Genomic DNA, 20,497 nt, shown 5'->3' with positions numbered 1-20,497 from the left:
GTCAGCACCTGCGAGGCGTTGGCGAGGAAGTTGCCGCCCGGGACGAGCGGCCGGCGGGTTCGCGACCCGACCGGTCGTCGTGCTCGGAGCATCCCGACCACTGCCGCGCAGGATCCCGCCGATCACGCCCCGTTCGGGCCTCCTGGCCCGACCTCCCGCCGCCTAGGCTGGCGCAGAGGAGGCGACATGGAGCCGAAGGACCGGCGCGACGAGGACCCCTCGAGCGGGCCGTCGGAGCCGCGTCCGGGGGACGGGCCGACGCCGTCGGAGCAGGCGCTGCGCGCCATCCGCGATGTCGCGAACGGGGCGGACCCGACGAACGAGGCGTTCCGGCTGTCGAACGACTTCACCGACCGGCAGGCCGAGCGGCTCCGGAGCCTCCTCGCGCGCTTCCGCCGCGGGCGCTGACGGGCGCGAGGCTGCCTGCCTCCGCCAGTGCGCGACCGATCGCCGTGCGCCGGTCGCGCCGGTGATCGCCGAGGCGGCGCCCCGACCGCCCGGCGCCACCCCGAACGGCCGCTATCCGCGCCCTCGCAGGCCGCGGACTCACTCCGCCGGCCCGGTCCGCCGCCCCGCATCACCCCCGAATGGCCGCGATCCGCGCCACTTCACGCCGCGGACGCCCCGCACGAGCCCGCTCCTCCGGCGCTCGGCTAGCCTCGGAGGCACCCGCGAGGAAGGCCCGCATGACCCACGACACCGCCTCGGCCGCCCCGACCCTCGAAGCCGTCGCCGCGCTGGCCGGAGTCTCCCGCGCGACGGTCAGCCGGGTCGTCAACGACTCCCCGCGCGTGAAGGACGGCGCCCGGACGGCCGTGCTCGCCGCGATCGAGCAGCTCGGCTACGTGCCCAACCGCGCCGCGCGCTCCCTCGCCAGCCGCCGCACGCAGACCGTCGCGCTCGTGGTGCCGGAGTCGGCGGCGAAGGTGTTCGCGGATCCGTTCCTCGCCTCAGTGGTGCAGGGCGCCGCGATGGCCTTCGCCGGCACCGAGTACACGCTCACCATCGTGATCGCGTCGGAGGCGGCTCCCGAGAAGACGCGGCGCTACCTGCTCGGCGGCAACGTCGACGGCGCGCTCGTCGTCTCGCACCACAGCGGCGACCACTCCTACGCGCAGCTCGGCGCCTCCCTCCCCGTGGTCTTCGGCGGGCGGCCGCTGACGGAGGAGGGCGGCAGCTACTTCGTCGACGTCGACAACACCGGAGCGGCGCGCACGGTCACCGAGCACCTCCTGGGCCTCGGCCGCACGGCCCCCGCGATGATCGCGAGCCGCCAGGACATGCCCGCCGCGATCGACCGCCTGTCCGGCTGGCGCTCGGCCGTCACCGCCGCGGGCCTCGACGACTCGCTCGTCGAGTACGGCGACTACTCGCCCGAGGACGGCGCGACCGCGATGCGCCGCCTGCTCGACTCCGGCCGGCCGATCGACGCGGTCTTCGCCTCCAACGACCAGATGGCGTCGGGCGCCCTGACGGCGCTGCGCGAGCGCGGCCTCACGGTGCCGGGCGACATCGCGCTCGCGGGATTCGACGGCGACTACTTCGCCGAGGCGAGCGAGCCGCGCCTCACCACGGTGCGCCAGCCCTCCACGGGCCTCGGCGAGGCGATGGCGGACGTGCTGGTGCGACTCCTGGCCGGCGAGGAGGTGCAGCGCGTGACGCTGCTGCCGACCGAGCTGCTGGTGCGCGGCTCCACGGTCGCGGGCGCGTGACCCCGCGCTGAGTGCGCTGACCCGTTCGCTGAGTCGCCCGGATCGGCTCCCCGCTGCGGTGTGTCGCGAGCCGATCCGGGCGACTCAGCGCTGGACGGGCTCGTCGGGGATGTCGAGCAGGTGGAAGGGACCCCGGGGGAGCAGGCCTGTGCTCCACAGCGCGACGACGGCCCAGCCGAGGTCGGCGTGCGCGACGGCGCCCTCGGGCAGGGTCCGGGTGAAGAGCGCGTAGTCGATCCCTTCGAGGGGGAGGGCGCTCACGTCCCACGCGGGCCGGTCGGCGGCCAGCTCCTGGGCCCGCGCCTCCGCCGCCACCATCGCCGCTCGCGTCCGGTCCCCGGGCAGGCCGGCGGGGATCACCGAGAGGAGGAGCGAGCCGATCGCGAGCGCGGCCGTCGCGACCGGGTCGGTGACCACTCCGTGCACCGAGCCGCGCGGCCCGAGGCGGACACCGGTCAGCCGCAGCGTGCGGACCGAGTACGAGCCGCCGTCCCGCTCGGCGCGGACCGAGAGGTCGTCGACGGGCCCGTCGTCCGTCCGCCCGCTCCCGTCGACGGACCACGGATCGGAGACGGGGATCAGCGCGCGCACGCCCTCATCCGACTCCCTGCTGCGCCGCCGGTCAAGAGGCGCAGCTCGTGGACCGGCGCTGAGGTGCCCGGATCGGCCGGCCGCTCCGGTGTGTCACGAGCAGATCCGGGCACCTCAGTGCGGAGGTGCGGATGCGTGGAGGCCCGCAGGCGCGGCTCAGAACTCCTCGTAGTTGTAGGGCTCCGGGTCCTCGTCGATCACGGGGCGCGCGATCGTGGCGCGGTTGCTCTTGATGCGGGAGCGGATGTCCTCGACGGCGGCCTCGACGGCGCCGGTGGTCGACTCCTCGTCCTTGATGGAGACCTCGACGGGGACGGCGACGAGCTCGCTGCTCGCGTCGAGCGTCATCTTCGCCTCGATGAGCTCGCCGTCCTCGGTGAACGCCGGGACCGTGACCGCTTCGGAGTGCTCCTGGCGGTCGATCGCGGTCACCAGGTCGAGGAGGGCCTCGGTCACGGCGTCGGTCGTCACGAAGCTCTTGGAGGCGTAGGTCAGCTGCTGCATGCCTCCACTCTCCCGAACGGGAGCGCCCCTCGCGCGGGGTTGCGCCTCGTCGGCCCAGCCCGTAGCGGAGGGGCAGCACGACCGGCGCGGGCGCGAGGAGTCAACCCTCTAGGCCGCGATCCGGGCGTCCGCTTCCCTGGTGGCGGGGCCTCGGGAGGAGGCGCGGGGGTCTCGGGATCCCGGGGCCCCGGCACTCGATCGGGAGGGGACCGGATGCGGCGTCGGGGACTCCGCGGCGACAGGGCGTTCCAGGGCGCCTTCCTGATCGGAGTCGGCCTCCTGGCGGCCGTCGACGAGATCGTCTTCCACCAGATCCTCGCCTGGCACCACTTCTACGACCGCTCCACTCCGGCGATCGGCCTGCTCTCGGACGGGCTGCTGCACGCGGCCGAGATCCTCGCACTCGTCGGCGGCGGCTTCCTGCTCGCCGACGCCCGGCGCCGATCCGCTCTGCGTCCGCGCACGGCGTGGGCCGCGGGGCTCACGGGGGCGGGGCTGTTCCAGCTGTAGGACGGAGTCGTGGACCACAAGCTGCTCCGGGTGCACCAGGTGCGCTACGACGTCGACCTGCTGCTCTACGACTCCGCCTGGATCGCCTCGGGAGCGGTGCTGCTCGCGGCGGGGCTCCTTCTCCTGCCTCGGCGACGGCGCGCGACGGCGTGACCCCGAACGCCGACCACTCCCTGCTCGACCCGGGCCTGCTGCTCCTGGTCCCGCTGGCCGCGGCGGCGGCGCTCGGAGGGGGCGCCGCGGCACTCGAGCGGCGGCGCGGACGGCCATGGCCGCTGCACCGCACCGCCCTGCTCCTCGGCGGGCTCGCGACCGCGGCGCTCTGCTTCGCGGGTCCGCTCGCGGAGTGGTCGCACGCGGATCCGCGCGGGGCGATGCTGACGCACCTGGTCCTCGGGATGCTCGCGCCGCTCCTCCTGGTGCTCTCGGCCCCCGTCACCCTGGCCCTGCGCGCGCTCGACGTCACCGCGGCCCGACGGCTCTCGCGGCTGCTCCGGAGCCGCCCGGCCCGTCTCCTCGCCCACCCGATGACGGCGCTCCTGCTCTCGACGGGCTCCCTCTGGCTCGTGCACGCGACCGGGCTGCTCGCCGCCGCGCACGCCGACCCGCTGCTGCACCTCGCACTCGGCCTGCACTTCCTGCTCAGCGGCTGCCTGCTGACGGCGGCGCTCGCCGGAGTCGATCCGAACCCGCACCGCGCCCCGTTCGGCCTGCGCCTGGGTGTGCTCGGAGCGGGCATCGCCACGCACGGGCTGCTCGCGACCGTGCTCTACGCGGAGGCGCCGGACGAGACCGGACGCCAGGCGGCGCTCCTGCTGTTTTACGGAGGCGACCTGCTCGAGACAGCGCTCGCCGTGGTCGTCTGCGCCCGGCGCTACGCGGCGACGGCGCCCCGGCAACCCCCTCCGTGGAGCGCGCCCTGCTCCCTACGCTCGGACGCATGCTCCTCATCTTCGGGACTCGAGCCGTCGAGGACCTCCTCCGGACGCTCGTCTTCGTCTGCCGCGTCTGCGGGCAGCGCGACGAGCAGCGGATCCTCCGCCGCCGGACGCGCCTCTCGCTCTTCTTCGTCCCCGTCCTGACCGTCTCGACCCGCTACCTGCTCGAGTGCTCGCACTGCCGCACAGTGTCCCCGATCAGCAAGGAGGAGGCGCAGGGCTCCGTCCGCTGGGCCGGCAACTCCGACCAGTGACCGCCCCGAGCGGGAGGCTCCCGCGGTGCGCTCAGCGCACCGGAGCCGGCACCGCCGCGGGACGCGCGGCGACCGCGGCCGCGCGCCGCGTCGCCCAGTTGTTGAGCAGCAGCGCCGTCACGACGATGGCCGCGCCGAGCAGGGCGACGGGCCCCGGCCGGTAGCCGCCCGCCATGCTGATCGCGAAGGTCGTGACCGGGACGAGGTTCTGGAAGAGCGTGCCGTTGAGGGCGCCGAGCAGCTTGATGCCCGTGTTCCACAGCAGCACGGCGACGACTCCGGCCAGCAGGATCAGGTAGGCCAGCTGCGGCCAGGCCGCGAGCACCTCGGCACCGGTCGGCGGGTGCGCGGAGCCGGTGGCCGTCGCCACGGCGACCGCGACGGCGATCGAGGGGCAGCCGAGCGCGGTGGTGAGCGTCGAGTACCGCAGCGCCGACCAGCCGGGGAACGCCGCGGCTCCGCGCGTGTAGACGACCCAGCAGATCGCTCCGAGCAGGGCGAGCAGCTCGCCGAACCCCAGCTCGCCGTCGAGGAGGAGGGCGACGTCGCCGCGGGTGACGACGAGCGCGACTCCAGCGAGCGCGAGCAGGATGCAGCCGACGGTGGCGGCAGGAGGCAGGCGACGCGCGCCGATGCTCGCGAGCACCGCGCCGATCGCGGGCATCATCCCCATCATCAGGCTGACGTTCGGGGCCGAGGTGAACCGCAGAGCCGTGAAGGCGAGCAGGCCGAAGCCGGCGAATCCGGAGGCGCCGAGCAGTGCCAGCCGCCACCCGCGGCCGTCGAGCCGGAAGGCGCGGAGCCCTTCCGCCCGGGCGAGCAGCAGGGCGAGGACGACCGCGGCGGCGGTGTAGCGGATGAGGGTCATGAAGAAGGAGTCGACCGTCGCCGCGATGCTGTCCGCGACCGGCAGCATGCCGCCCCAGAGGATCGGCGGGATCAGGCAGAAGAGCAGACCTCGCGACCGCATGGCGCCCCTGACCCGTCGGGTGCGGCCGCCCCGGGCGGGGGCCGTCGCTCGATGGTGGACCCCGGCGGCTCGGCGCACAAGAGCGCCGCCGACCCCCGAACGGCCCGCCGCGGGGCCGAGCGGACAGGGGTGCGCCGGGTGTGGAGGAGGCTCAGCGAGGCGAGGATCAACTACGACGAAGACAAAGAAGCCGCAAGGACCTTGTTCGGCCCCTTTAGGGTGACAAATTTTGCTTGCTTCCATCATCTCCGTGCCCCTAGGTTGATCGCAGCACCCCCCGATGCTGTCCTCTGTCAGGCCCTGCTCCGATCCCCCCGTCGGACGCCGTTCCTCACTCGGGTCGCGCCCACCCCGGCGACGACCTCCGTTCCGCGCGGGCGCACATCGGCCCCCGGCCGCGGAGAGGAACAGTCATGAGCACGCAGCCCGGCCACGGCGCGGACGAGCCGACGGCTCCCCGTCGCCGGGCGACCTGGGAGGCGCACGACGAGACGGCCTCGCGCCCGCTCTCTGGACGCCGTGCCGCCCGCTCCGGGCGCGAACGGGTCTCCGCTCCGCGCCGCCTCGCGTCCGCGACGCCTGCCGGAGCGGTGACGGTTCCCGCCGCCCCGACCGCGGTGCTGGAGCGTCCGGCCGCCCCGTCCGCGGTGGTCGAGCGACCGGTCGTGCCGGCCGCTGTCCTGGAGTGTCGGGCTGCGCCGACCGCGTTTCCGGCCGCGACGGCCGCTGTCCTGGAGTATCCGGCCGCCGCGACCGCCGTCCCGGAGCGTCCGACCGCCGCGACCGCGCTCCTGGAGCGTCCGGCCGCCGCGACCGCGCTGCTCGAGCGTCCGCCGGCCCCCACTGCAGTCCTCGAGCGCACCGTGCTCCCCGCCGTCGACGCCGACCGGCTCCCTCCGGCATCCACCCCGATCGCCGGCACCCGCCCCCGCAGCGGCCGCCGCGCTTCGTCGCGCATCGGCGACCTGGTCGCCGCCCTCCCCGCCCACAACGAGGAGGCCGGGATCGCCGCGGCGATCGAGGGCCTGCGCCGGCAGACCTGGCCGCCGGACCGGATCGTCGTCATCGCCGACAACTGCACCGACGCCACGGTCGAGATCGCTCTCGCGCACGGCGCCGAGGTCTTCGTCACCGTCGGGAACAGCCACAAGAAGGCGGGCGGCCTCAACCAGTTCCTCGCCGAGGTCCTCCCGGGGCTGCAGGACGACGACCTGGTGCTCGTGCAGGACGCCGACTCCGCGCTCGACCCCGGGTTCCTCGAGATCGCCCGCGGCAGGCTGCACGGCGGCATCGGCGCGGTCGGAGGAGTGTTCCGCGGCGGCGAGGGCGGCGGCTTCGTCGGCCACCTCCAGCGCAACGAGTACGCGCGCTACGCCCGCGACGTGCGCCGCCTGAACGGGAAGTGCCTGGTCGTCACGGGCACCGCGGCCGTGCTCCAGGTCGCCGTGATGCGCCGCATCAGCGCGGCCCGCCTGGCCGGCTCCCTCCCCTCCGGAGACGGCATCGGCGGCATCTACGACACCACGGTCCTCACCGAGGACAACGAGCTCACGTTCGCGATCCGCCACCTCGGCTACGACGTGCTGAGCCCCGCCGGCTGCACCCTCGTCACCGAGGTCATGCCGACCTGGGGAGACCTGTGGCGTCAGCGCCTGCGCTGGAAGCGCGGAGCGGTCGAGAACTGCGTGCAGTACGGCTTCACGCGGGTCACGGCTCCCTACTGGGGGCGCCAGCTGCTCACGATGCTCGGCTGCATCATCACCTACGTCTACCTGGCCACGATCGTCTACGCCGTCGGCTGGGGCGAGCTGAGCCTCCAGCCGTTCTGGCTGGCCGTCACCGCGATCTTCGTCGTCGAGCGGATCGTGACGGTCCGCGACCGCGGCTGGCGGTACATGCTCGCCGCCGCGTCGATGTACGAGCTCGTCGTCGACCTGTTCCTGCAGGTCGTCCACACCAAGGCCTACCTGGATGCGCTGACACGCCGTCGGCGCGACTGGTGAAACAGAGAGAGAGACATGTACAACCACATCGGAACAGCCGCCGGAGCCGGAGTCGGTGCCGGAACGCTCGCCATGACCGGGTTCGACTCGGTCTGGCTGGCACTCGCGGCCTTCGCCCTCATCGCTGCGGGGACCGCCGTCCTGCGCATCGCTCCTCGCCGCAAGCGCGAGGTCTGAGACACGGTGGCGGGCGGGGGACAGCCCGCGCCCGTCACCGTCCCACGACCGCCGTCGCCGCGGAGGTCCGGCTCGCGGTGGAGTAGCCGGTCTTCGTCCCGGTGACGGTCAGCGTGATCCGCTTCCCCGCCTGAGCCTTCGTGAGCGTGAACCGCGGCGACGTCGCTCCCGCGATGGCCGCGCCGTCCGCCTTCCACCGGTAGGTGAGGTTGACGGGAGTCGGCGTCCACGGACCCGGGGCTGCCGTGAGCACCGCTCCGACTCGGGCCGTGCCCGTGACGGTCGGCGTCGCGGTGCCGAGGGTGCCGGCGGCGACCGGTGCGGTCGGCTGCGAGGTCGTCGGGCCGGAGCCGTCGGCGGCGCTCACCGTCACGGTCACCCGCTTGCCGACCGCGGAGGAGGGGACCACGAGATCCGGACCCGTCACACCCGCGATGTCGACGCCTCCCGCCGCCCAGCGGTGCATGAGCGGTCCCGTCAGACCGGCGGAGGAGGACAGTGTCGCGCCCACCGCGGCGGTTCCGACGACGACCGGAGCCGGCGCCGCGTCGGACCGGTAGACCGCGACGTGGTCGACGAGCATCGTCCCGCCGGAGCTCTTCGGAGCGGCTGCACTGTCGCACCCGCACACGCCGTTCGGCAGGCCGCCCCCGATGGCGAGGTTCAGGATCAGCAGCACGTCGTTCGGGACCGCGGCCTGCCATGCGGCCGTCCCCACCTCCGACTCCCGCACCACGTGCCGGGTGACGCCGTCGACGAGGAACTCCACGCGCTCGTCGCCGGGCACGGTCCGGTCGAGCAGGGCGGAGTAGCGGTGGAACCCCGTCACGCAGGACGCGCAGTCCAGCATCCCGCTCGTCCGGCCGGCGGGCTCGTCGCAGGGGCCGCCGTCCGGCACTCCGCAGTGCAGCGTCTGGATCACCTGGGCGGTGCCGTTGACGGCCTCGAGCATGTCGAACTCGCCGGTCGCGGGCCAGTCGATGACGGCGTTCGCGTCCCGCCCGAGAGCCCAGAAGGCGGGCCAGTACCCGGTGGCCTGCGCGACGTCCGGCAGCTGGATCGAGGCGGTCATCAGCAGTCGGCCGCCCGCCGGCGCCGAGAACGACTTGTCGGCGGTGACGATCCGTCCGGAGGTCCATGCTCCGGCGGAGTCGCGGAGGGCGCGGATCCCCAGAGCGCCGCCGCCCGTGAGGAAGACGTTCGCCGTCGACGCGGTCGTGCGGTCGACCGCCCCGGTGCCCCAGGTGCCGACCTCGTGCTCCCACTGGCTCCCGACCGGCGCCCCCGCCGGCCCGGTGAAGTCGTCGCGCAGGAGCGTGGTCCAGCCCGGGGCGTCGGCGGGTGCCGCCGTGACGGCCTGGCCGGCGGACGAGGCGGTCGGAGTCGTGGACGCCGGTGCGAGGGCGGCGACCGCCTGCGGGGGTGTCGCCGCCAGCACTCCGAGGCACAGGGCCGCGAGGGCGAGGGCGAGTCGCGGCCGGTCGAGGAGTCGTGAAGGCATGGCGAGTCCTCTGCGTCGAAGGGGCGCGCAGCTGCACGCGCCTCGACGCTAGTGAGGAGTACTCGCTCTCCCCCCACCCTCCAGGCGGGGTGATCTCCGGCACGAAAGCTCACGACCGGGCTCGGCCGGGCCGGGTCCAGGGTGCTGGCAGAGGGGCGGCCGCCGTCGCCTCCGATCGCCCGTTCGAAGGAGAACGCCATGCACCGTCGTCTCACGGCCACGCTCGCCGCGATCGCCCTCGCCCTCGGAGGGGCCGTCGCCGTCGCTACCCCCGCCTCCGCCGGGTAGCTCGTCTACCAGAACGGCGGCCCGGGCAACTGCTACGAGGTCCGCTCGCAGCGCGACTCCCTGGGTCGCGCGCAGGTCACGGCGTGGTGGCACTGCGACCAGGCGAGCAACGTCAAGGTCATCTGGAAGAACGGCCCGGACAGCGGCTGCAACACGATGAGCGTCATCAACCGCAAGTTCAGCGACAGCTCGGGAGTCGCGTCCCGCTTCGACCGCCTCGTCTCCTGCTGACCCGGACGGGCTGCCCCTGATCCCTTCCGCGAGACGCCACCTCGGTACGCGGCACGCCGCGCGAGGTACTCGGGTTGCCTCTCGCGGGAGGGGGGCGGCGGCGGCCCCGCTCAGTGCTCGGCGCGCCCCGAATCCTCGATGAGGCGCACCTTCACGTTCACGGCGAGCGGCCCCGAGACCGACGGGTCGGCGGCGAGCAGCGCGTGCATCCGCTCGCCCACCAGCCGGAGCGTCTCGGGGGCCGGCAGTGCGGCGGACGCGGCGATGTGCGCGCTCACCGTGGTGAACCCCTCCGACCGGTCGATGTCGACCAGCACGTCGGGCTGCCGCAGGTCCAGCTTCACGGCGAGCGCGTCGGCCGCGGCCTCGACGATCGGCTGGGCGGGGTAGACCCCCGCGACGCCCTCGATGTCGCGGATCTCGGCGGTCAGCCGCTGCGAGAGCTCGGTGTCGTCGGTCATTCCCGCTCCTCCCGGTGGGGGTACACGTCGTCGACGGTCACGTCGATCGCGCCGACGGTCAGCTCGGTGTGGCGCTCGAGGGCGTAGCGGATGCGCTCGCGCAGGCGGTCGGCGGCCACGGCGACCGGCAGGCCGAACTCGAGGGCGCAGGTCACGTCGATCCGCACCACGGCGCCGGGAGCCGAGACGTCGCCGTCGAGGGTGCAGCGGCCCATGATGACGCCGCCCATCGTGTCGCCGGCGCGGCGGATCATCCCGCGCACGGCCGCCTCGGTGAGCGCCAGGCGGAGGGTCGGGTCGGGGTGGCGGACGGGGATGTCGCGGCCGGAGCGCACCTCGGAGCGGATCGCGTCGAGCAGGCCGGCGATCCAGACCTCGTCGCGGTCGGGCTCGCGGTCGGCCTCCTGCCGCAGCGCCCGCGCCGAGAGCTCGGTGAGGCGGGTGAGGTTCGCGAGAGCGAGCCGGCACGCGGCGGAGTTCTCGATCGAGGGGTCGCGCGGCTCGCGGCCGCGGTCGAGGTACTCGCCCAGCTCCTCGAGCGTGTGGCCGTCGAGGTCGTCCTCGGGCACGGCGGCGTCGTCGGTCATCGCCATGCCTCCAATTCGTGGAGCAGGAATCGACGGGCCCGGGCGAGGAGGCCGCGGACCGTCGAGACGGGGAGTTCGAGAGCGTCGGCGATCTCCTGGTAGCTGTAGCCGGCGGTCTCGCGGAGTAGCCAACAGCGTCGCTGATCAGCAGGCAATCGGTCCAGCGCTTCCCAGACCGCGTCCAGCTGGAGTCGTGCCTCGACGATGCGCTCGGGGGAGTGCTCGGGCGGCGCGGGCGGATCCCAGTCGTCGATGTCGTCGTGGCGGCGGCGGACGCGGATCCGGTCGATGGCCTTGTGGGTGACGATGCGCATCAGCCAGTTGCGGATGTGCGCCGGGCTGTCGAGATCGGCCAGACGCCGCCAGCCGGTGAGGAACGCCTCCTGCACCACGTCCTCGGACTCCGCCTCGGAGCCGAGGAGCTTCGCGGCGTAGACGCGCATGAGGGCGCCGTGGCGGCGGGCGAGCTGCTCGAACGCCTGCACGTCGCCGTCGACGGCGCGCGCGGCGAGGGTCGCGTCGGACGCGTTCAGGAGGGGGTCGTCGTCGATGAGCGCCTCCTCCGCGGTCCCGCGCGCGGTGTCCCCGCGCGCCGATGCCCTCAGTGTGGGGCGCCGTCCGGCATGACTACCAGCCTTGACAACGGGCCGCCGAATCCGTTGGCCGGATTGCGAGTGCCGCCGATGGGGGACGTCTCGAGACGGGATTCGTGACATTCCGGCTCCTCGACACGTCTTGATTCCGTACCCCTCGTGCGTCCCCCCGAGCGCACGGACCCCGAACCCGGAAGAAGTCCCCATGCACTGCTCCCTCCGCCGCCGCCCCGGGCGGACGTCATGAGCGAGTCGACCTTCACCCTCGGCAGCCCGTTCGCGGGCGACGAGCGGGCCGACCGGCGCTACGAAGCCTCCGGCGACGATCCGTCCGCCGCGTCCGCCGTCTACTCCGAGGCGTACGGCGGAGGCGAGTTCCGCGTCGCTCCGTTGCAGCGCGGCTTCTCCTACCGCTACGCCGTCCGCGGCAGCGACCGGGTGACCCTGCGCACCTCCGACTGCTCCGGCGCCCTCACCGGCCAGGTCCCCCACCTGAAGGAGTACGTCGTCGGCTGGTTCCGCGCCGGAGGCGGACGCCTGAACCTGCCGCCGTTCACCCGGACCGGCGCGCTCTCAGCCCCGTTCCTGTTCCCCGCGGAGCGCCAGTTCGGGCTCGAGTTCGAGCCGCACCGGCAGAACCTCATCCACTTCGCCCAAGGGTTCCTCGAGGACGTCGCGACCGAGACGCACGCCGGCCCCCGCCAGCCCGTCTCCTTCGACCACGGGGCGGACGCCGACCCCGGCGTCCTCGCCCGCTGGCGCGCCGCGGTGACGGAGGCGAGCGCCGCGCTCGCGACGGCCGCGATCACTCCGCTCGTGCGCTTCACCGCCGAGCTCGACCTCGCCCGGGTGCTGCTCCTGCTGTTCCCGTGGCGCGCGTGGGACGTACCGGCCGTGCTGCGGCGCCCGTCCGCCTCCCGCACCCGGGTGGCGCTCGACTTCCTCCAGCACCACGCCCACGAGCCGATCACTCCGGCCGACGCCGCCCGCGCGGCCGGACTGCACACCCGCACGCTGCAGCAGGCGACGAAGCGGCACCTCGGAGTGTCGCCGTCGGTCTACCTGCGAGACGTGCGGCTGGACCGCGCCCACTCCGACCTGGTCGCCGGCGACCCCTGCTCGACCACTGTCGCCGCGGTCGCCCGAGAGTGGGGCTTCGGCAACCTCGGCCGCTTCGCGAGCGCGTACCAGGTGCGCTTCGACGAGAAGCCGAGCCACACGCTGCGCCGCTGACGCGCAGCCCCGGCGAGCCCGAGGGCCCGGACCGTCTCAGGACGGTGCCGGGAACTCGTCGTCTCCGGGTGCGTCCCGAGGGGCCGTTTCGGAGGATGCTTCATCGTGTCCTCCGACCGGTCTTCCGGACACGGACCTCGTGACACTCGGCGCCGGCTCAGCCCGGCTGATGCACGTGGATGTCGCTGCTCGACGTCACGCCGTTGAACTCGAGATACAGCTGCCCCTCGACGACCGACACGGTCAGCGTGTTGCGGCGCTCGAGTACCGCGACCGCGGCATCCAGGAACCCCTGGTCGAAGCTCTGCACGGTGATCTGCTCGAGCTGGTGGACGCGCTTGCCGGACCACGCCGCGATCACCTTCTCCGGGTTGCGATGCGTGTAGACCGTCGTGCGGTCGGCCAGCTTGCTCCCGAAGTGCAGTCGCTCGGCGTCCGGCGCGCCCACCTCGATCCACGTGGTCAGCCTGCCGGTGAGATCGCGGACCAGCACCGCCGGCTCGGTCGCTGTCGACGAGATCCCCTCGCTGAAGGTGATCCCCTCCACGTATTCGAGGCAGTACGCGAGCACGCGCGTCATCATGTACGCGTCGGTCTCGGAGGGGTGCCGAGCGGCCCGCAACGTGATGTCCTCGTAGACGCCGCGGTCCACATCAGCCAGCTGTATCGCGAAGTTGTACATCACTGCGCCGGCTGCCACGTGTGCGAGCTTATGTCCTCTCGCTCATCGAGGAGCGCGAGGCTTCTCCGGCGCCGGTGGGGGCATCAGGTTCGCGCGCCTACTGGGGGGCGCCTCCGCGACCAGGAGCTCGAGGCCTGGCTCGGGGTCAGCCGGACGCCGATCCGGGAGGCGCTGCTCCGGCTGGCCCGCGTCGGCCTCGTCTCGGCCAAGCCCGGCCGGGCGACGATCGTGACCCCCGCCACGGCCGAGAGCATCAGCGACGCCCAGCAGATCGCCGCCGCCATGCACGAGCTCGCCACGCGCCTCGCCGGCCCGGCCGTCACTCCGGAAGCGCTCGCCGCGATGGAGTCAGCGAACGACGACTTCGCGCGGGCGCTGGCGGAGGGCGACGTCGAGCTGGCGCTGCGCTCCGACGACGCGTTCCACGCGGTGCTCACCGGGCTCAGCGGCAACGGGATGATCGAGGACGTGCTCGAGCAGGCCACTCCGCTCATCCGCCGTGCCGAGCGCCAGCGCTTCGCCTCCCTCGCGGCCCGCGGATCCGTGGAGCAGCACCGCGCGATCGTGGATTCCCTCCGCGCGGGCGACACCGACGGCGCCGCCCGCCTCAGCCGGGAGAGCTGGATGACGCTCGACCGTCACCTGCACGAGGCCTGACGCGTTGCTCCTCCGCGGGGAGGAGCCCGCGCTCGGTCATACGCGAGGCCGACGCGATCGCATCCGCGACGAACCGCTCGGTCAGCTCGGCATACCCTCGCCCGCGCGCTCCGCATCCGTCCCGAGAGCTGAGCGCCGCCTTCCCCGCGCCTCCGCCGCCGGGATGCGGGTCGAGGCGGGTGCCGGGCGCGGCGCGGAACGACGGACGGCCGACGCGCGGGCGGCCGGAGCGCTCTGGAACACTCGAGCGAGGGGCGGGGGCTCCGGAGCGGGGGAGCCGTGGCGTCACGCTTCGTCGAGCTCGACGGTCTGCGCGGCCTCGCCGCCCTCGGCGTGGTCGTCTACCACTTCACCACCGCGTTCTCGCTCGATCATCCCGATGCACCGCCGGGATCCTTCGCGCTCCCGTTCGGCGAGTTCGGCGTCCAGCTCTTCTTCGTCATCAGCGGTTTCGTGATCCTGATGTCCGCGGACCGCGCGCGGCGGCCGTCGGACTTCGCGATCTCCCGCGTCAGCCGCCTCTACCCGGCCTATTGGATCGCGGTGGTCGTCTCGATCGTCGTCGGCGCTCTCGCCCGCGTCCCCGGCACCGACCTCACGCCGCTGGAGCTGCTGCTCAACTTCACGATGGTGCAGCGGCTGCTGCTGGTGCCCAACGTGAACGGCGCGTTCTGGACGCTGGCCGTCGAGATGCAGTTCTACCTGCTGGTGCTGCTCGTGCTCGTCCTCACGAAGTGCCGGTTCACGGATCGGCTGGTCCGCGTGCTGGTGGTCGTCTGGCTCGGCGTCGCCGCGACCGCCTCCGTCGCCGCCCACCTCGTCTCGGGAGGCGTCGACGTCGTCTCGGCGCCGGTCGCCGTCCGGGTCCTGGCGAACCTGACGCTGGCCGAGTACGGACCCCTCTTCTGCGTCGGAATGCTGCTGTTCCTCTCGCGACGGCAGGGGCGCTTCGAGCTCCTCGCCGTGCCGGCGGCTCTGATCGCGGCCCTGAACGCCCAGCTCCTCCACGGCGGGCCGGACGGAGCGGTCGTCCTCGGCGTCTGCGCGGCCGTCACGGTCGTCGCGATGCGGCGCCGGACCGCCGTGCTGAGATGGGCGCCGCTGCTCTGGCTCGGGCGGATCAGCTACTCGCTCTACATCCTCCATCTGGTCGTGGGCAGCGCGATCGTCAGCGCGCTCTGGCCGCTGATCGGCCGCGACGGAGCAGGACTCGTCGCCTTCGTCGTCGTCCTCCTGCTGTCCTGGGGCCTCAACGCGGTCGCCGAGGAGCGGTGGAGCCCCGCCTGGCGCCGCGCCCTCACCCGCCGGCGCGACCGCCGGCTCCCGGCGGGGACGGCGACCGCGGCCTGACGCGGCTGTGCACTCCGCTGGCCGCTCAGCGAGTACGCCGCCGAGGCCTGTGGACGCCGGTAGCCGCGAAACGCATCTCCGCTCGACGTTCCCTGCACCTTGGCTGAGCCACCGGGACGTCCGGGCCCCGGGCCACGTCTTCATCATGTGCCACGGATCGTGAGCACCGCGGCCCCGGCCACGACCTCTGACCATCTGGAGAAGATCATGACCAACGTCACCCCCACCAGCCTCGCCAACGCCTCCTCGGCCAAGCACGGCACCGCCACCTCGGCCGGCAAGAACACGATCGCCGACGGCGTCGTCGAGAAGGTCGCCGGCATCGCGGCCCGCGAGGTCCCCGGCGTGCACGACCTGGGCAACGGCGCCGCCCGCGCCATCGGCGCCATCCGCAACGCGATCAACGCGCAGGACCGCGGCCAGGGCATCTCCGTCGAGGTCGGCGAGAAGCAGGTCGCCGCCGACATCACCGTCGTCGCCGAGTACCCCGTCGCGCTGCAGAAGCTCGCCGACAGCATCCGCTCCGCCGTCTCCGAGGCCATCTCCTCGGTCGTCGGCATGGAGGTCGCCGAGGTGAACGTCACCATCTCCGACGTCTTCATCCCCTCGGACGACAAGGACGACGAGACCGAGAGCCGCGTCAAGTGACTCCGTCCCACATCGGCCTGGTCCTCGGCGCGGTCCTCGCGCTGACCGCCCTCGTCTTCGGCTTCTGGGCGCTCCTCTGGGTCGCGCTCGCCATGGCGATCGGCTACGGCGTCGGGCGGGTCGTCGAGGGCAAGCTCGACCTGCGCTCCCTCGGCGACACCCTCCGCGGGCGGCGGTCCTCGTGACCGCGGCGGTGATGGCCGACGAGGCCAGCCACGGCCGCACGACGATCAGCTCGCGCGCCGTGCGCCGAGTCGTGTCGGCCGTCACCGCGGAGGCGCTGGACGTGAACCCGTCCGACGTGTCCGTCGAGCTCGACGACGAGGGAGGACGCCTCCACGTCGTCGCGCACGCCCCCATCCACGTCACGCCCCTGGGCGAGACGGGCCGCCGCTCCTCCGGGACGCTGCTGGACCGACTCAGCCGGGCGCAGACGACCATCCGCTCGCGCTGCCTCGAACTGACGGGCTCCACGATCGGCCGGGTCGACCTCCGGATCACCGGTGCCGACCTCCGAGAACGAAGGAGGGTGTCGTGACGACTCCCACCACTGCCGGCCGGGCGCTCTACCCGCGCCTGGTGCGGCGCGAGACGCACTCGTCCCGCTCCGGATCGGCGATCGTCCTCGCCGTCCTGCTCATCCTCCTGTTCGCGTGGCTGGGCACGGAGGCGGTCCTCGCCGTCCTCGGCCAGCCCGCGCTGCTCGTGGCCCCGCAGGACGGAGCGTCCTCGCTGCTCAACGCGGCCGCGGCGCCCATCGCGCTGACCGCCGCCGCCGGCGCCGTGCTCGCTCTGATCGGGCTCGTCCTGATCGTCGTGTCGCTCAAGCCCGGCCGTCGCGGCCGTCGCGCCGTCAGCACCGACCGCACCGCGGCGATCGTCGACGACCGCGTCATCGCGCAGGCCGTCGCCCGCACCGCCGGCTACGCCGGTGACGTCGACCCCGACAACGTGTCGGTGTCGGTCGGATCCCGCGTCGTCGACGTGACGGTCTCCCGCACCTCCGGCCGCAGCATCGACGTCACGCCGATCCGCGAGGCCGTCGACGCCGAGCTCGCCACGTTCGACTGCACCCCGCGCCTGCGCTCCAAGGTGCGCCTGTCCGAGAAGGGAACGGTCCGCTGATGACCACCACGAACCGATTCCTCAACCGGCTGCTCCTGTTCGTCGTGGGCCTCGTCCTCCTCCTCGCCGGCGGCGCCGTCGCGGTGGGGTCGCTGCTCCCGCAGGTGCAGGAGAACGTGTCCACCGCCGCGCAGGACGCGGCCGACCCCACGAGCCAGGCCCTCTCGGGCGGCACCCCGTGGATCCTCTGGGCCATCGCGGTCGTCGCGCTCGTCCTCATCCTGCTGCTGGTGCGCTTCATCGTGCGCCAGGGCCGCGGCCGCACCTCCACGCTGCTGCGCGTCGGCTCCGGAGAGGGAGCGGGGACGCCCACCGGCGGCTCCGTCACCATCGACGCGAAGGTCGCCGAGCAGGTCCTCGAGGAGGCCCTGTCGCAGGAGCCGTCCATCGTCGCGGTCGACGTGACCGCGTTCGAGATCAAGCACCAGAAGGTGCTGCGCGTCACCGCGCACACCCGCCGCGGCGCCTCGCCCGCCCGCACCCGGCAGACGGTCGACCAGGCCGTCCGCCAGTGGGACGCCCTGCTCGGCGAGGAGACGCCCGTCGTCATCCAGATCGTCAGCGGTCTGCGGACGAAGATGAGCGGCACCGCCCGCGTGCAGTAGCCGCCGGCACCACCGTCCGGCCCTCCCGATCGGGAGGGCCGGAGAGCCCCGCTCAGGCGGGATGGAAGTCTTTCTGAAGGAGCACCCCATGTCCGATCCGATGGAGCCCGGCACCGTCGAGCGCATCCGCACCGATGAGCAGCCGACCCCGAACGAGCAGAGCCGGCGCGAGTCCGCCCGCCGCGACGGGAAGCCGTCCGAGCCCGAGTCGACCGAGAGCCGGGTCGCGACCGCCGCCGGCGAGAGCGCCCAGCGCGTGTCCGGCGTCCACCACCTCGGTGGAGCCGTCGCCCGTGGCCTCGACCGCGCCTCCCGCCGCGTGCTGGGCACCAGCACCGTCCCCGGAGTCACGGTCTCGAAGGCCGACGGCGTCACCACCGTCGACATCGACCTCGTCGTCGAGTACCCCCACCCCGTCCGCGAGGTCCTGGACGCCGTGCGCGATCAGGTGCAGCGCGTGGCGGAGCCGGTCGCCGGCGGCCACGTCGTCGTCAACGTCGAGGCGACCGACGTCCACGGCCCGTTCGACCCGATCGAGAAGCCGGAGGAGGACGAGGAGCCGCTCGTCGACACCGCCAAGCGCGCCGCGTCCGACGCCCGCGACTCCGCCGTGGAGGCCGCCGGGAACGCTCGCGACGCCGTCTCCGGTGCCGTCGACTCCGCCCGCGGACGCCTGGCGGACGCCGCCGACGACGCCGCTGACGCGATGGAGCGCGCGGCCGACGAGCGCGACGAGCGCGCAGCCGCCCAGAAGACGGCCGACGACGAGCGCGCCGCCGAGCGCGACGAGGACGACCCCCGCGTCGAGACGCACGCGGCCCCGGCCGTCGTCGAGACCGCGGAGTTCGTGGTCCGCGTCCAGGTCGAGCCGGTCGACGACGACGGCGACCCCCGCACCGCGACCGTCGAGGTCGCTCCGGCGGAGGAGTCCGAGCACGTCGAGCGCGACGAGGCCGCGGCCGATCGCGACGACGCGTCCGACGACGCCGACGCCCACCGCTCCGAGGACGACCGCGCGTCGTCCACCGCCGGTCGGGAGTAGTCCCGTGCGCACCCGCTCGTACGGCGCGCGACGCAAGCCGCGTGCGGCCTGGATCGCGCTCGGCACGGGCGTCGTGCTCTCGTTCGTGGTCGTCGTCGCCGTGCTGCTGCCCGTCCTCGGGCTGATCGGCGCGGCCGACGGCACCACGGCCGGGGCGCTCGACGTCCCGGTCGGCGCGATCGTCCTCTCGATCGTCCTCAGCTACGCGGTCGGCCTGGCCTGCCTCGCCGTCGCGTTCCTCTCCCGCAACGCGGCCCTCGCCTGGGTCGCCGCGGTGGCCGCCGTGATCGCGACGCTCATCGGCTCGATCTGGCCGCTCGTCGCCACCGGATTCGCCAGCGTCGACCAGGCGAAGGACGTCATCCCCTTCATCCAGGACCTGATCGCCCGGGTCCGGGGGTAGCGTCGGGGCGATGAGCTCCGACTACCTCCGCGCCTACGACGACCAGCTCCGCTCCGACGCCGAGACCCCGAGCGCCGTCTCCGTGACGCGCGAGGGGCCTCTGCGTCTGGTGACCTTCGCCGGCGGACGCGGCTTCGTCACCTACCGCGACCTCGCCGGCGCCTCCTCCGCGGAGATCGCCCGCCTGGTCGCCGCGGCCTGCGCGCACTTCGACGCCGATCCCGGCATCACCCGCGTCGAGTGGAAGACCCGCAGCCACGACGAGGCCCCCGGCCTGCACGACGCCCTCGTCGCGAACGGCTTCGCGCCGGACGAGGCCGAGTCGATCATGATCGGCCCGGTCGAGGCGCTGCTCTCGGACCGGCCGGTCCCGGAGGGGGTCGTGCTGCGGCGGGTCGTCGACGAGCCGGACGTCCGCGCGTTCAGCGCCATGATCGACGCCGCCTTCGAGGAGGAGGTCGACGTGTCGATCGCCGATTCGCTCGTCGCCCGCCTGGCGCGCGGCGACGGCATGGAGCTGTGGGTCGCCGAGGTCGACGGGCGGATGGCGTCCGGCGGCCGGCTCGAGCCTGTCCCGGGCACCGCCTTCGCCGGCATCTGGGGCGGAGCGACGCTGCCGGAGTACCGCGGACGCGGGCTCTACGGCCTGGTCACGGCCGCCCGCGCCGCCTCCGCACAGGCACTCGGGAAGACCCTCGTGCACAGCGACTCGACCGGGTACTCGCGGCCCATCCTGGAGCGCGCGGGCCTGGTCCGGGTGTCGACGACGACTCCGTACCGTCGACGTCGTCCGTAATCCGCGCTCCGTGGGTTCGCGGGGATCCCGAGACGCGCGCTGAGCGCGCTACTCGATCAGCACGGCGGGGACCCTTGCTGGTCGAGTAGCGGCGCAACGGCGGATCGAGACCCGCCCCTTCGAGCGTGGGGGATCTCGATACGCGCGCTACTCAATCAGCGTGGAGGCCTGGTGAGACCCGCCCGATCGTGCGCGCGCTGCTCCGATCAGCTCGGGGACGTGATCTCGAGCGCGATGTTGTCGGGGTCGCGGAACTCGAGGAGGCTCATGCCGCCGGCGTCCTTGATCGGCTCGTGGGCGATGCCGAGGTCGTCGAGCACGGCCGCGGCCGCCTTCAGCGCGTCGAGGTCGGGGACGGTGAAGCTGACGTGGTCGAGCCCGACCCGGTCCTCGTCGAAGCGGTCGTCGCCGGGCGCGACGGGGCGCAGGCCGAGCAGTCCGCCCGGGAACTGGTAGATCACGCCGCCGAACACGAACGCCAGCTGCTCCTTCTCCTCCGGCGACGCGTCGGCCGGCGGCGCCTCGAAGGCGACGTCGAAGCCGAAGACGGAGTCGTAGAAGGGGCGCGAGACGGCGATGTCGCGGACGGTGAGTCGGACGTGGTTGTAGTCGACAGCGGGGATCGGCACAGGGGTT

Annotated in this window: 26 protein-coding genes and 2 pseudogenes; 19 read left to right on the top strand and 9 right to left on the bottom strand. The window is 73.6% G+C overall.

What is annotated here, in order from left to right; translation table 11 throughout:
- Nucleotides 1-186: 186 nt before the first annotated feature.
- Together C5C25_RS09935 and C5C25_RS09930 are read left to right on the top strand one after the other, a co-directional pair.
- Nucleotides 187-408, top strand: coding sequence for a hypothetical protein (locus C5C25_RS09935; RefSeq protein WP_104232942.1), 222 nt, complete (start codon nucleotides 187-189; stop codon nucleotides 406-408).
- A gap of 278 nt (nucleotides 409-686) precedes the next feature.
- A complete protein-coding gene (locus tag C5C25_RS09930; protein WP_104250504.1) occupies nucleotides 687-1,712 on the top strand; it encodes a LacI family DNA-binding transcriptional regulator in 1,026 nt (341 codons plus the stop codon).
- 84 nt (nucleotides 1,713-1,796) lie between these two features.
- Here C5C25_RS09930 and C5C25_RS09925 read toward each other — a convergent pair whose 3' ends face one another.
- On the bottom strand, nucleotides 1,797-2,303 hold the full coding sequence (locus C5C25_RS09925) for a hypothetical protein (protein ID WP_104250503.1): 507 nt from the start codon (nucleotides 2,301-2,303) through the stop codon (nucleotides 1,797-1,799).
- Between the two features lie 156 nt (nucleotides 2,304-2,459).
- Nucleotides 2,460-2,807, bottom strand: a complete 348-nt coding sequence (locus tag C5C25_RS09920) for a hypothetical protein (RefSeq protein ID WP_104223965.1) — start codon at nucleotides 2,805-2,807, stop codon at nucleotides 2,460-2,462.
- A gap of 213 nt (nucleotides 2,808-3,020) precedes the next feature.
- On the opposite strand from C5C25_RS09920, the pseudogene C5C25_RS09915 reads away from it, so the two are divergent.
- The 3 genes and pseudogenes from C5C25_RS09915 (at nucleotide 3,021) to C5C25_RS16995 (ending at nucleotide 4,509) form a co-directional block, all read left to right on the top strand.
- A pseudogene (locus C5C25_RS09915) lies at nucleotides 3,021-3,470 on the top strand (DUF2243 domain-containing protein).
- Complete coding sequence (locus tag C5C25_RS09910; RefSeq protein ID WP_104250502.1) at nucleotides 3,467-4,399, top strand: cytochrome c oxidase assembly protein; 933 nt, start codon at nucleotides 3,467-3,469, stop codon at nucleotides 4,397-4,399. The pseudogene C5C25_RS09915 and the gene C5C25_RS09910 overlap by 4 nt, the downstream one beginning before the upstream one ends.
- Entirely contained in the window at nucleotides 4,351-4,509 is a 159-nt protein-coding gene (locus C5C25_RS16995; RefSeq protein WP_374953052.1) for a hypothetical protein, read from the top strand. Before C5C25_RS09910 ends, C5C25_RS16995 begins: the two co-directional genes overlap by 49 nt.
- Before the next feature lie 31 nt (nucleotides 4,510-4,540).
- Here the strand turns inward: C5C25_RS16995 and C5C25_RS09900 are convergent, their stop codons facing one another.
- Nucleotides 4,541-5,479 carry a DMT family transporter gene (locus C5C25_RS09900; RefSeq protein ID WP_104309181.1) on the bottom strand — a complete coding sequence of 313 codons (939 nt, stop codon included), beginning with the start codon at nucleotides 5,477-5,479 and terminating at the stop codon, nucleotides 4,541-4,543.
- Nucleotides 5,480-5,892: 413 nt separating this feature from the next.
- On the opposite strand from C5C25_RS09900, the gene C5C25_RS09895 reads away from it, so the two are divergent.
- A complete protein-coding gene (locus C5C25_RS09895; protein ID WP_104250500.1) occupies nucleotides 5,893-7,482 on the top strand; it encodes a glycosyltransferase family 2 protein in 1,590 nt (529 codons plus the stop codon).
- Nucleotides 7,483-7,497: 15 nt separating this feature from the next.
- Nucleotides 7,498-7,659: a hypothetical protein gene (locus C5C25_RS16535; RefSeq protein WP_167305255.1), complete on the top strand. Its 162-nt coding sequence runs from the start codon at nucleotides 7,498-7,500 to the stop codon at nucleotides 7,657-7,659.
- A 34-nt stretch (nucleotides 7,660-7,693) separates the two neighbouring features.
- On the opposite strand, the gene C5C25_RS09890 is transcribed toward C5C25_RS16535, so the two are convergent.
- The 4 genes from C5C25_RS09890 to C5C25_RS09875 form a co-directional block, all read right to left on the bottom strand.
- On the bottom strand, nucleotides 7,694-9,160 hold the full coding sequence (locus C5C25_RS09890) for a family 16 glycosylhydrolase (protein WP_104250499.1): 1,467 nt from the start codon (nucleotides 9,158-9,160) through the stop codon (nucleotides 7,694-7,696).
- Nucleotides 9,161-9,789: 629 nt separating this feature from the next.
- Nucleotides 9,790-10,140 carry a hypothetical protein gene (locus C5C25_RS09885; protein WP_104223972.1) on the bottom strand — a complete coding sequence of 117 codons (351 nt, stop codon included), beginning with the start codon at nucleotides 10,138-10,140 and terminating at the stop codon, nucleotides 9,790-9,792.
- The gene (locus C5C25_RS09880) at nucleotides 10,137-10,727 is read right to left on the bottom strand and encodes an Asp23/Gls24 family envelope stress response protein (protein WP_146076902.1); all 591 of its coding nucleotides are present in this window, start codon (nucleotides 10,725-10,727) and stop codon (nucleotides 10,137-10,139) included. Before C5C25_RS09880 ends, C5C25_RS09885 begins: the two co-directional genes overlap by 4 nt.
- Nucleotides 10,724-11,212: an RNA polymerase sigma factor gene (locus tag C5C25_RS09875; RefSeq protein ID WP_244248147.1), complete on the bottom strand. Its 489-nt coding sequence runs from the start codon at nucleotides 11,210-11,212 to the stop codon at nucleotides 10,724-10,726. Before C5C25_RS09875 ends, C5C25_RS09880 begins: the two co-directional genes overlap by 4 nt.
- A 351-nt stretch (nucleotides 11,213-11,563) precedes the next feature.
- Between C5C25_RS09875 and C5C25_RS09870 the strand changes: the two genes are divergently transcribed.
- Nucleotides 11,564-12,553 (top strand): helix-turn-helix transcriptional regulator, encoded by a 990-nt coding sequence (locus C5C25_RS09870; RefSeq protein WP_104250498.1) that lies wholly within the window; start codon nucleotides 11,564-11,566, stop codon nucleotides 12,551-12,553.
- 157 nt (nucleotides 12,554-12,710) lie between these two features.
- On the opposite strand, the gene C5C25_RS09865 is transcribed toward C5C25_RS09870, so the two are convergent.
- Nucleotides 12,711-13,253, bottom strand: a complete 543-nt coding sequence (locus C5C25_RS09865; RefSeq protein WP_104250497.1) for a YaeQ family protein — start codon at nucleotides 13,251-13,253, stop codon at nucleotides 12,711-12,713.
- Nucleotides 13,254-13,265: 12 nt separating this feature from the next.
- Between C5C25_RS09865 and C5C25_RS16990 the strand changes: the two are divergent.
- From C5C25_RS16990 to C5C25_RS09815, 11 genes and pseudogenes are all read left to right on the top strand, one after another.
- A pseudogene (locus C5C25_RS16990) lies at nucleotides 13,266-13,454 on the top strand (GntR family transcriptional regulator); the annotation flags it as partial.
- Nucleotides 13,455-13,463: 9 nt separating this feature from the next.
- The gene (locus C5C25_RS09860; protein WP_258069384.1) at nucleotides 13,464-13,892 is read left to right on the top strand and encodes a GntR family transcriptional regulator; all 429 of its coding nucleotides are present in this window, start codon (nucleotides 13,464-13,466) and stop codon (nucleotides 13,890-13,892) included.
- A 279-nt stretch (nucleotides 13,893-14,171) separates the two neighbouring features.
- On the top strand, nucleotides 14,172-15,242 hold the full coding sequence (locus C5C25_RS09855) for an acyltransferase (protein WP_181133682.1): 1,071 nt from the start codon (nucleotides 14,172-14,174) through the stop codon (nucleotides 15,240-15,242).
- A 207-nt stretch (nucleotides 15,243-15,449) separates the two neighbouring features.
- Nucleotides 15,450-15,890 (top strand): Asp23/Gls24 family envelope stress response protein, encoded by a 441-nt coding sequence (locus tag C5C25_RS09850; RefSeq protein ID WP_104223989.1) that lies wholly within the window; start codon nucleotides 15,450-15,452, stop codon nucleotides 15,888-15,890.
- Nucleotides 15,887-16,075, top strand: coding sequence for a DUF2273 domain-containing protein (locus tag C5C25_RS09845; RefSeq protein WP_104223990.1), 189 nt, complete (start codon nucleotides 15,887-15,889; stop codon nucleotides 16,073-16,075). Before C5C25_RS09850 ends, C5C25_RS09845 begins: the two co-directional genes overlap by 4 nt.
- Entirely contained in the window at nucleotides 16,072-16,428 is a 357-nt protein-coding gene (locus C5C25_RS09840; protein ID WP_258062845.1) for a hypothetical protein, read from the top strand. Before C5C25_RS09845 ends, C5C25_RS09840 begins: the two co-directional genes overlap by 4 nt.
- On the top strand, nucleotides 16,425-17,015 hold the full coding sequence (locus C5C25_RS09835) for a DUF6286 domain-containing protein (protein WP_104225847.1): 591 nt from the start codon (nucleotides 16,425-16,427) through the stop codon (nucleotides 17,013-17,015). The genes C5C25_RS09840 and C5C25_RS09835 overlap by 4 nt, the downstream gene beginning before the upstream one ends.
- Nucleotides 17,015-17,620 carry a hypothetical protein gene (locus C5C25_RS09830; protein ID WP_104250494.1) on the top strand — a complete coding sequence of 202 codons (606 nt, stop codon included), beginning with the start codon at nucleotides 17,015-17,017 and terminating at the stop codon, nucleotides 17,618-17,620. The genes C5C25_RS09835 and C5C25_RS09830 overlap by 1 nt, the downstream gene beginning before the upstream one ends.
- Nucleotides 17,621-17,708: 88 nt before the next feature.
- Nucleotides 17,709-18,662: an Asp23/Gls24 family envelope stress response protein gene (locus tag C5C25_RS09825; RefSeq protein ID WP_181133681.1), complete on the top strand. Its 954-nt coding sequence runs from the start codon at nucleotides 17,709-17,711 to the stop codon at nucleotides 18,660-18,662.
- 4 nt (nucleotides 18,663-18,666) lie between these two features.
- Nucleotides 18,667-19,065, top strand: a complete 399-nt coding sequence (locus C5C25_RS09820; RefSeq protein WP_104223994.1) for a hypothetical protein — start codon at nucleotides 18,667-18,669, stop codon at nucleotides 19,063-19,065.
- A gap of 10 nt (nucleotides 19,066-19,075) precedes the next feature.
- Complete coding sequence (locus C5C25_RS09815) at nucleotides 19,076-19,861, top strand: GNAT family N-acetyltransferase (RefSeq protein ID WP_104250492.1); 786 nt, start codon at nucleotides 19,076-19,078, stop codon at nucleotides 19,859-19,861.
- Between the two features lie 206 nt (nucleotides 19,862-20,067).
- Here the strand turns inward: C5C25_RS09815 and C5C25_RS09810 are convergent, their stop codons facing one another.
- Complete coding sequence (locus tag C5C25_RS09810; RefSeq protein ID WP_104223996.1) at nucleotides 20,068-20,490, bottom strand: VOC family protein; 423 nt, start codon at nucleotides 20,488-20,490, stop codon at nucleotides 20,068-20,070.
- Nucleotides 20,491-20,497 lie beyond the last annotated feature (7 nt).

Origin of the sequence: Rathayibacter sp. AY2B9, from assembly GCF_002931595.1 — a bacterium.
Classification (GTDB): Bacteria; Actinomycetota; Actinomycetes; order Actinomycetales; family Microbacteriaceae; genus Rathayibacter.
Note: the sequence above shows the minus strand (reverse complement) of the source record. Positions and strands in the feature narration are given on the sequence as shown.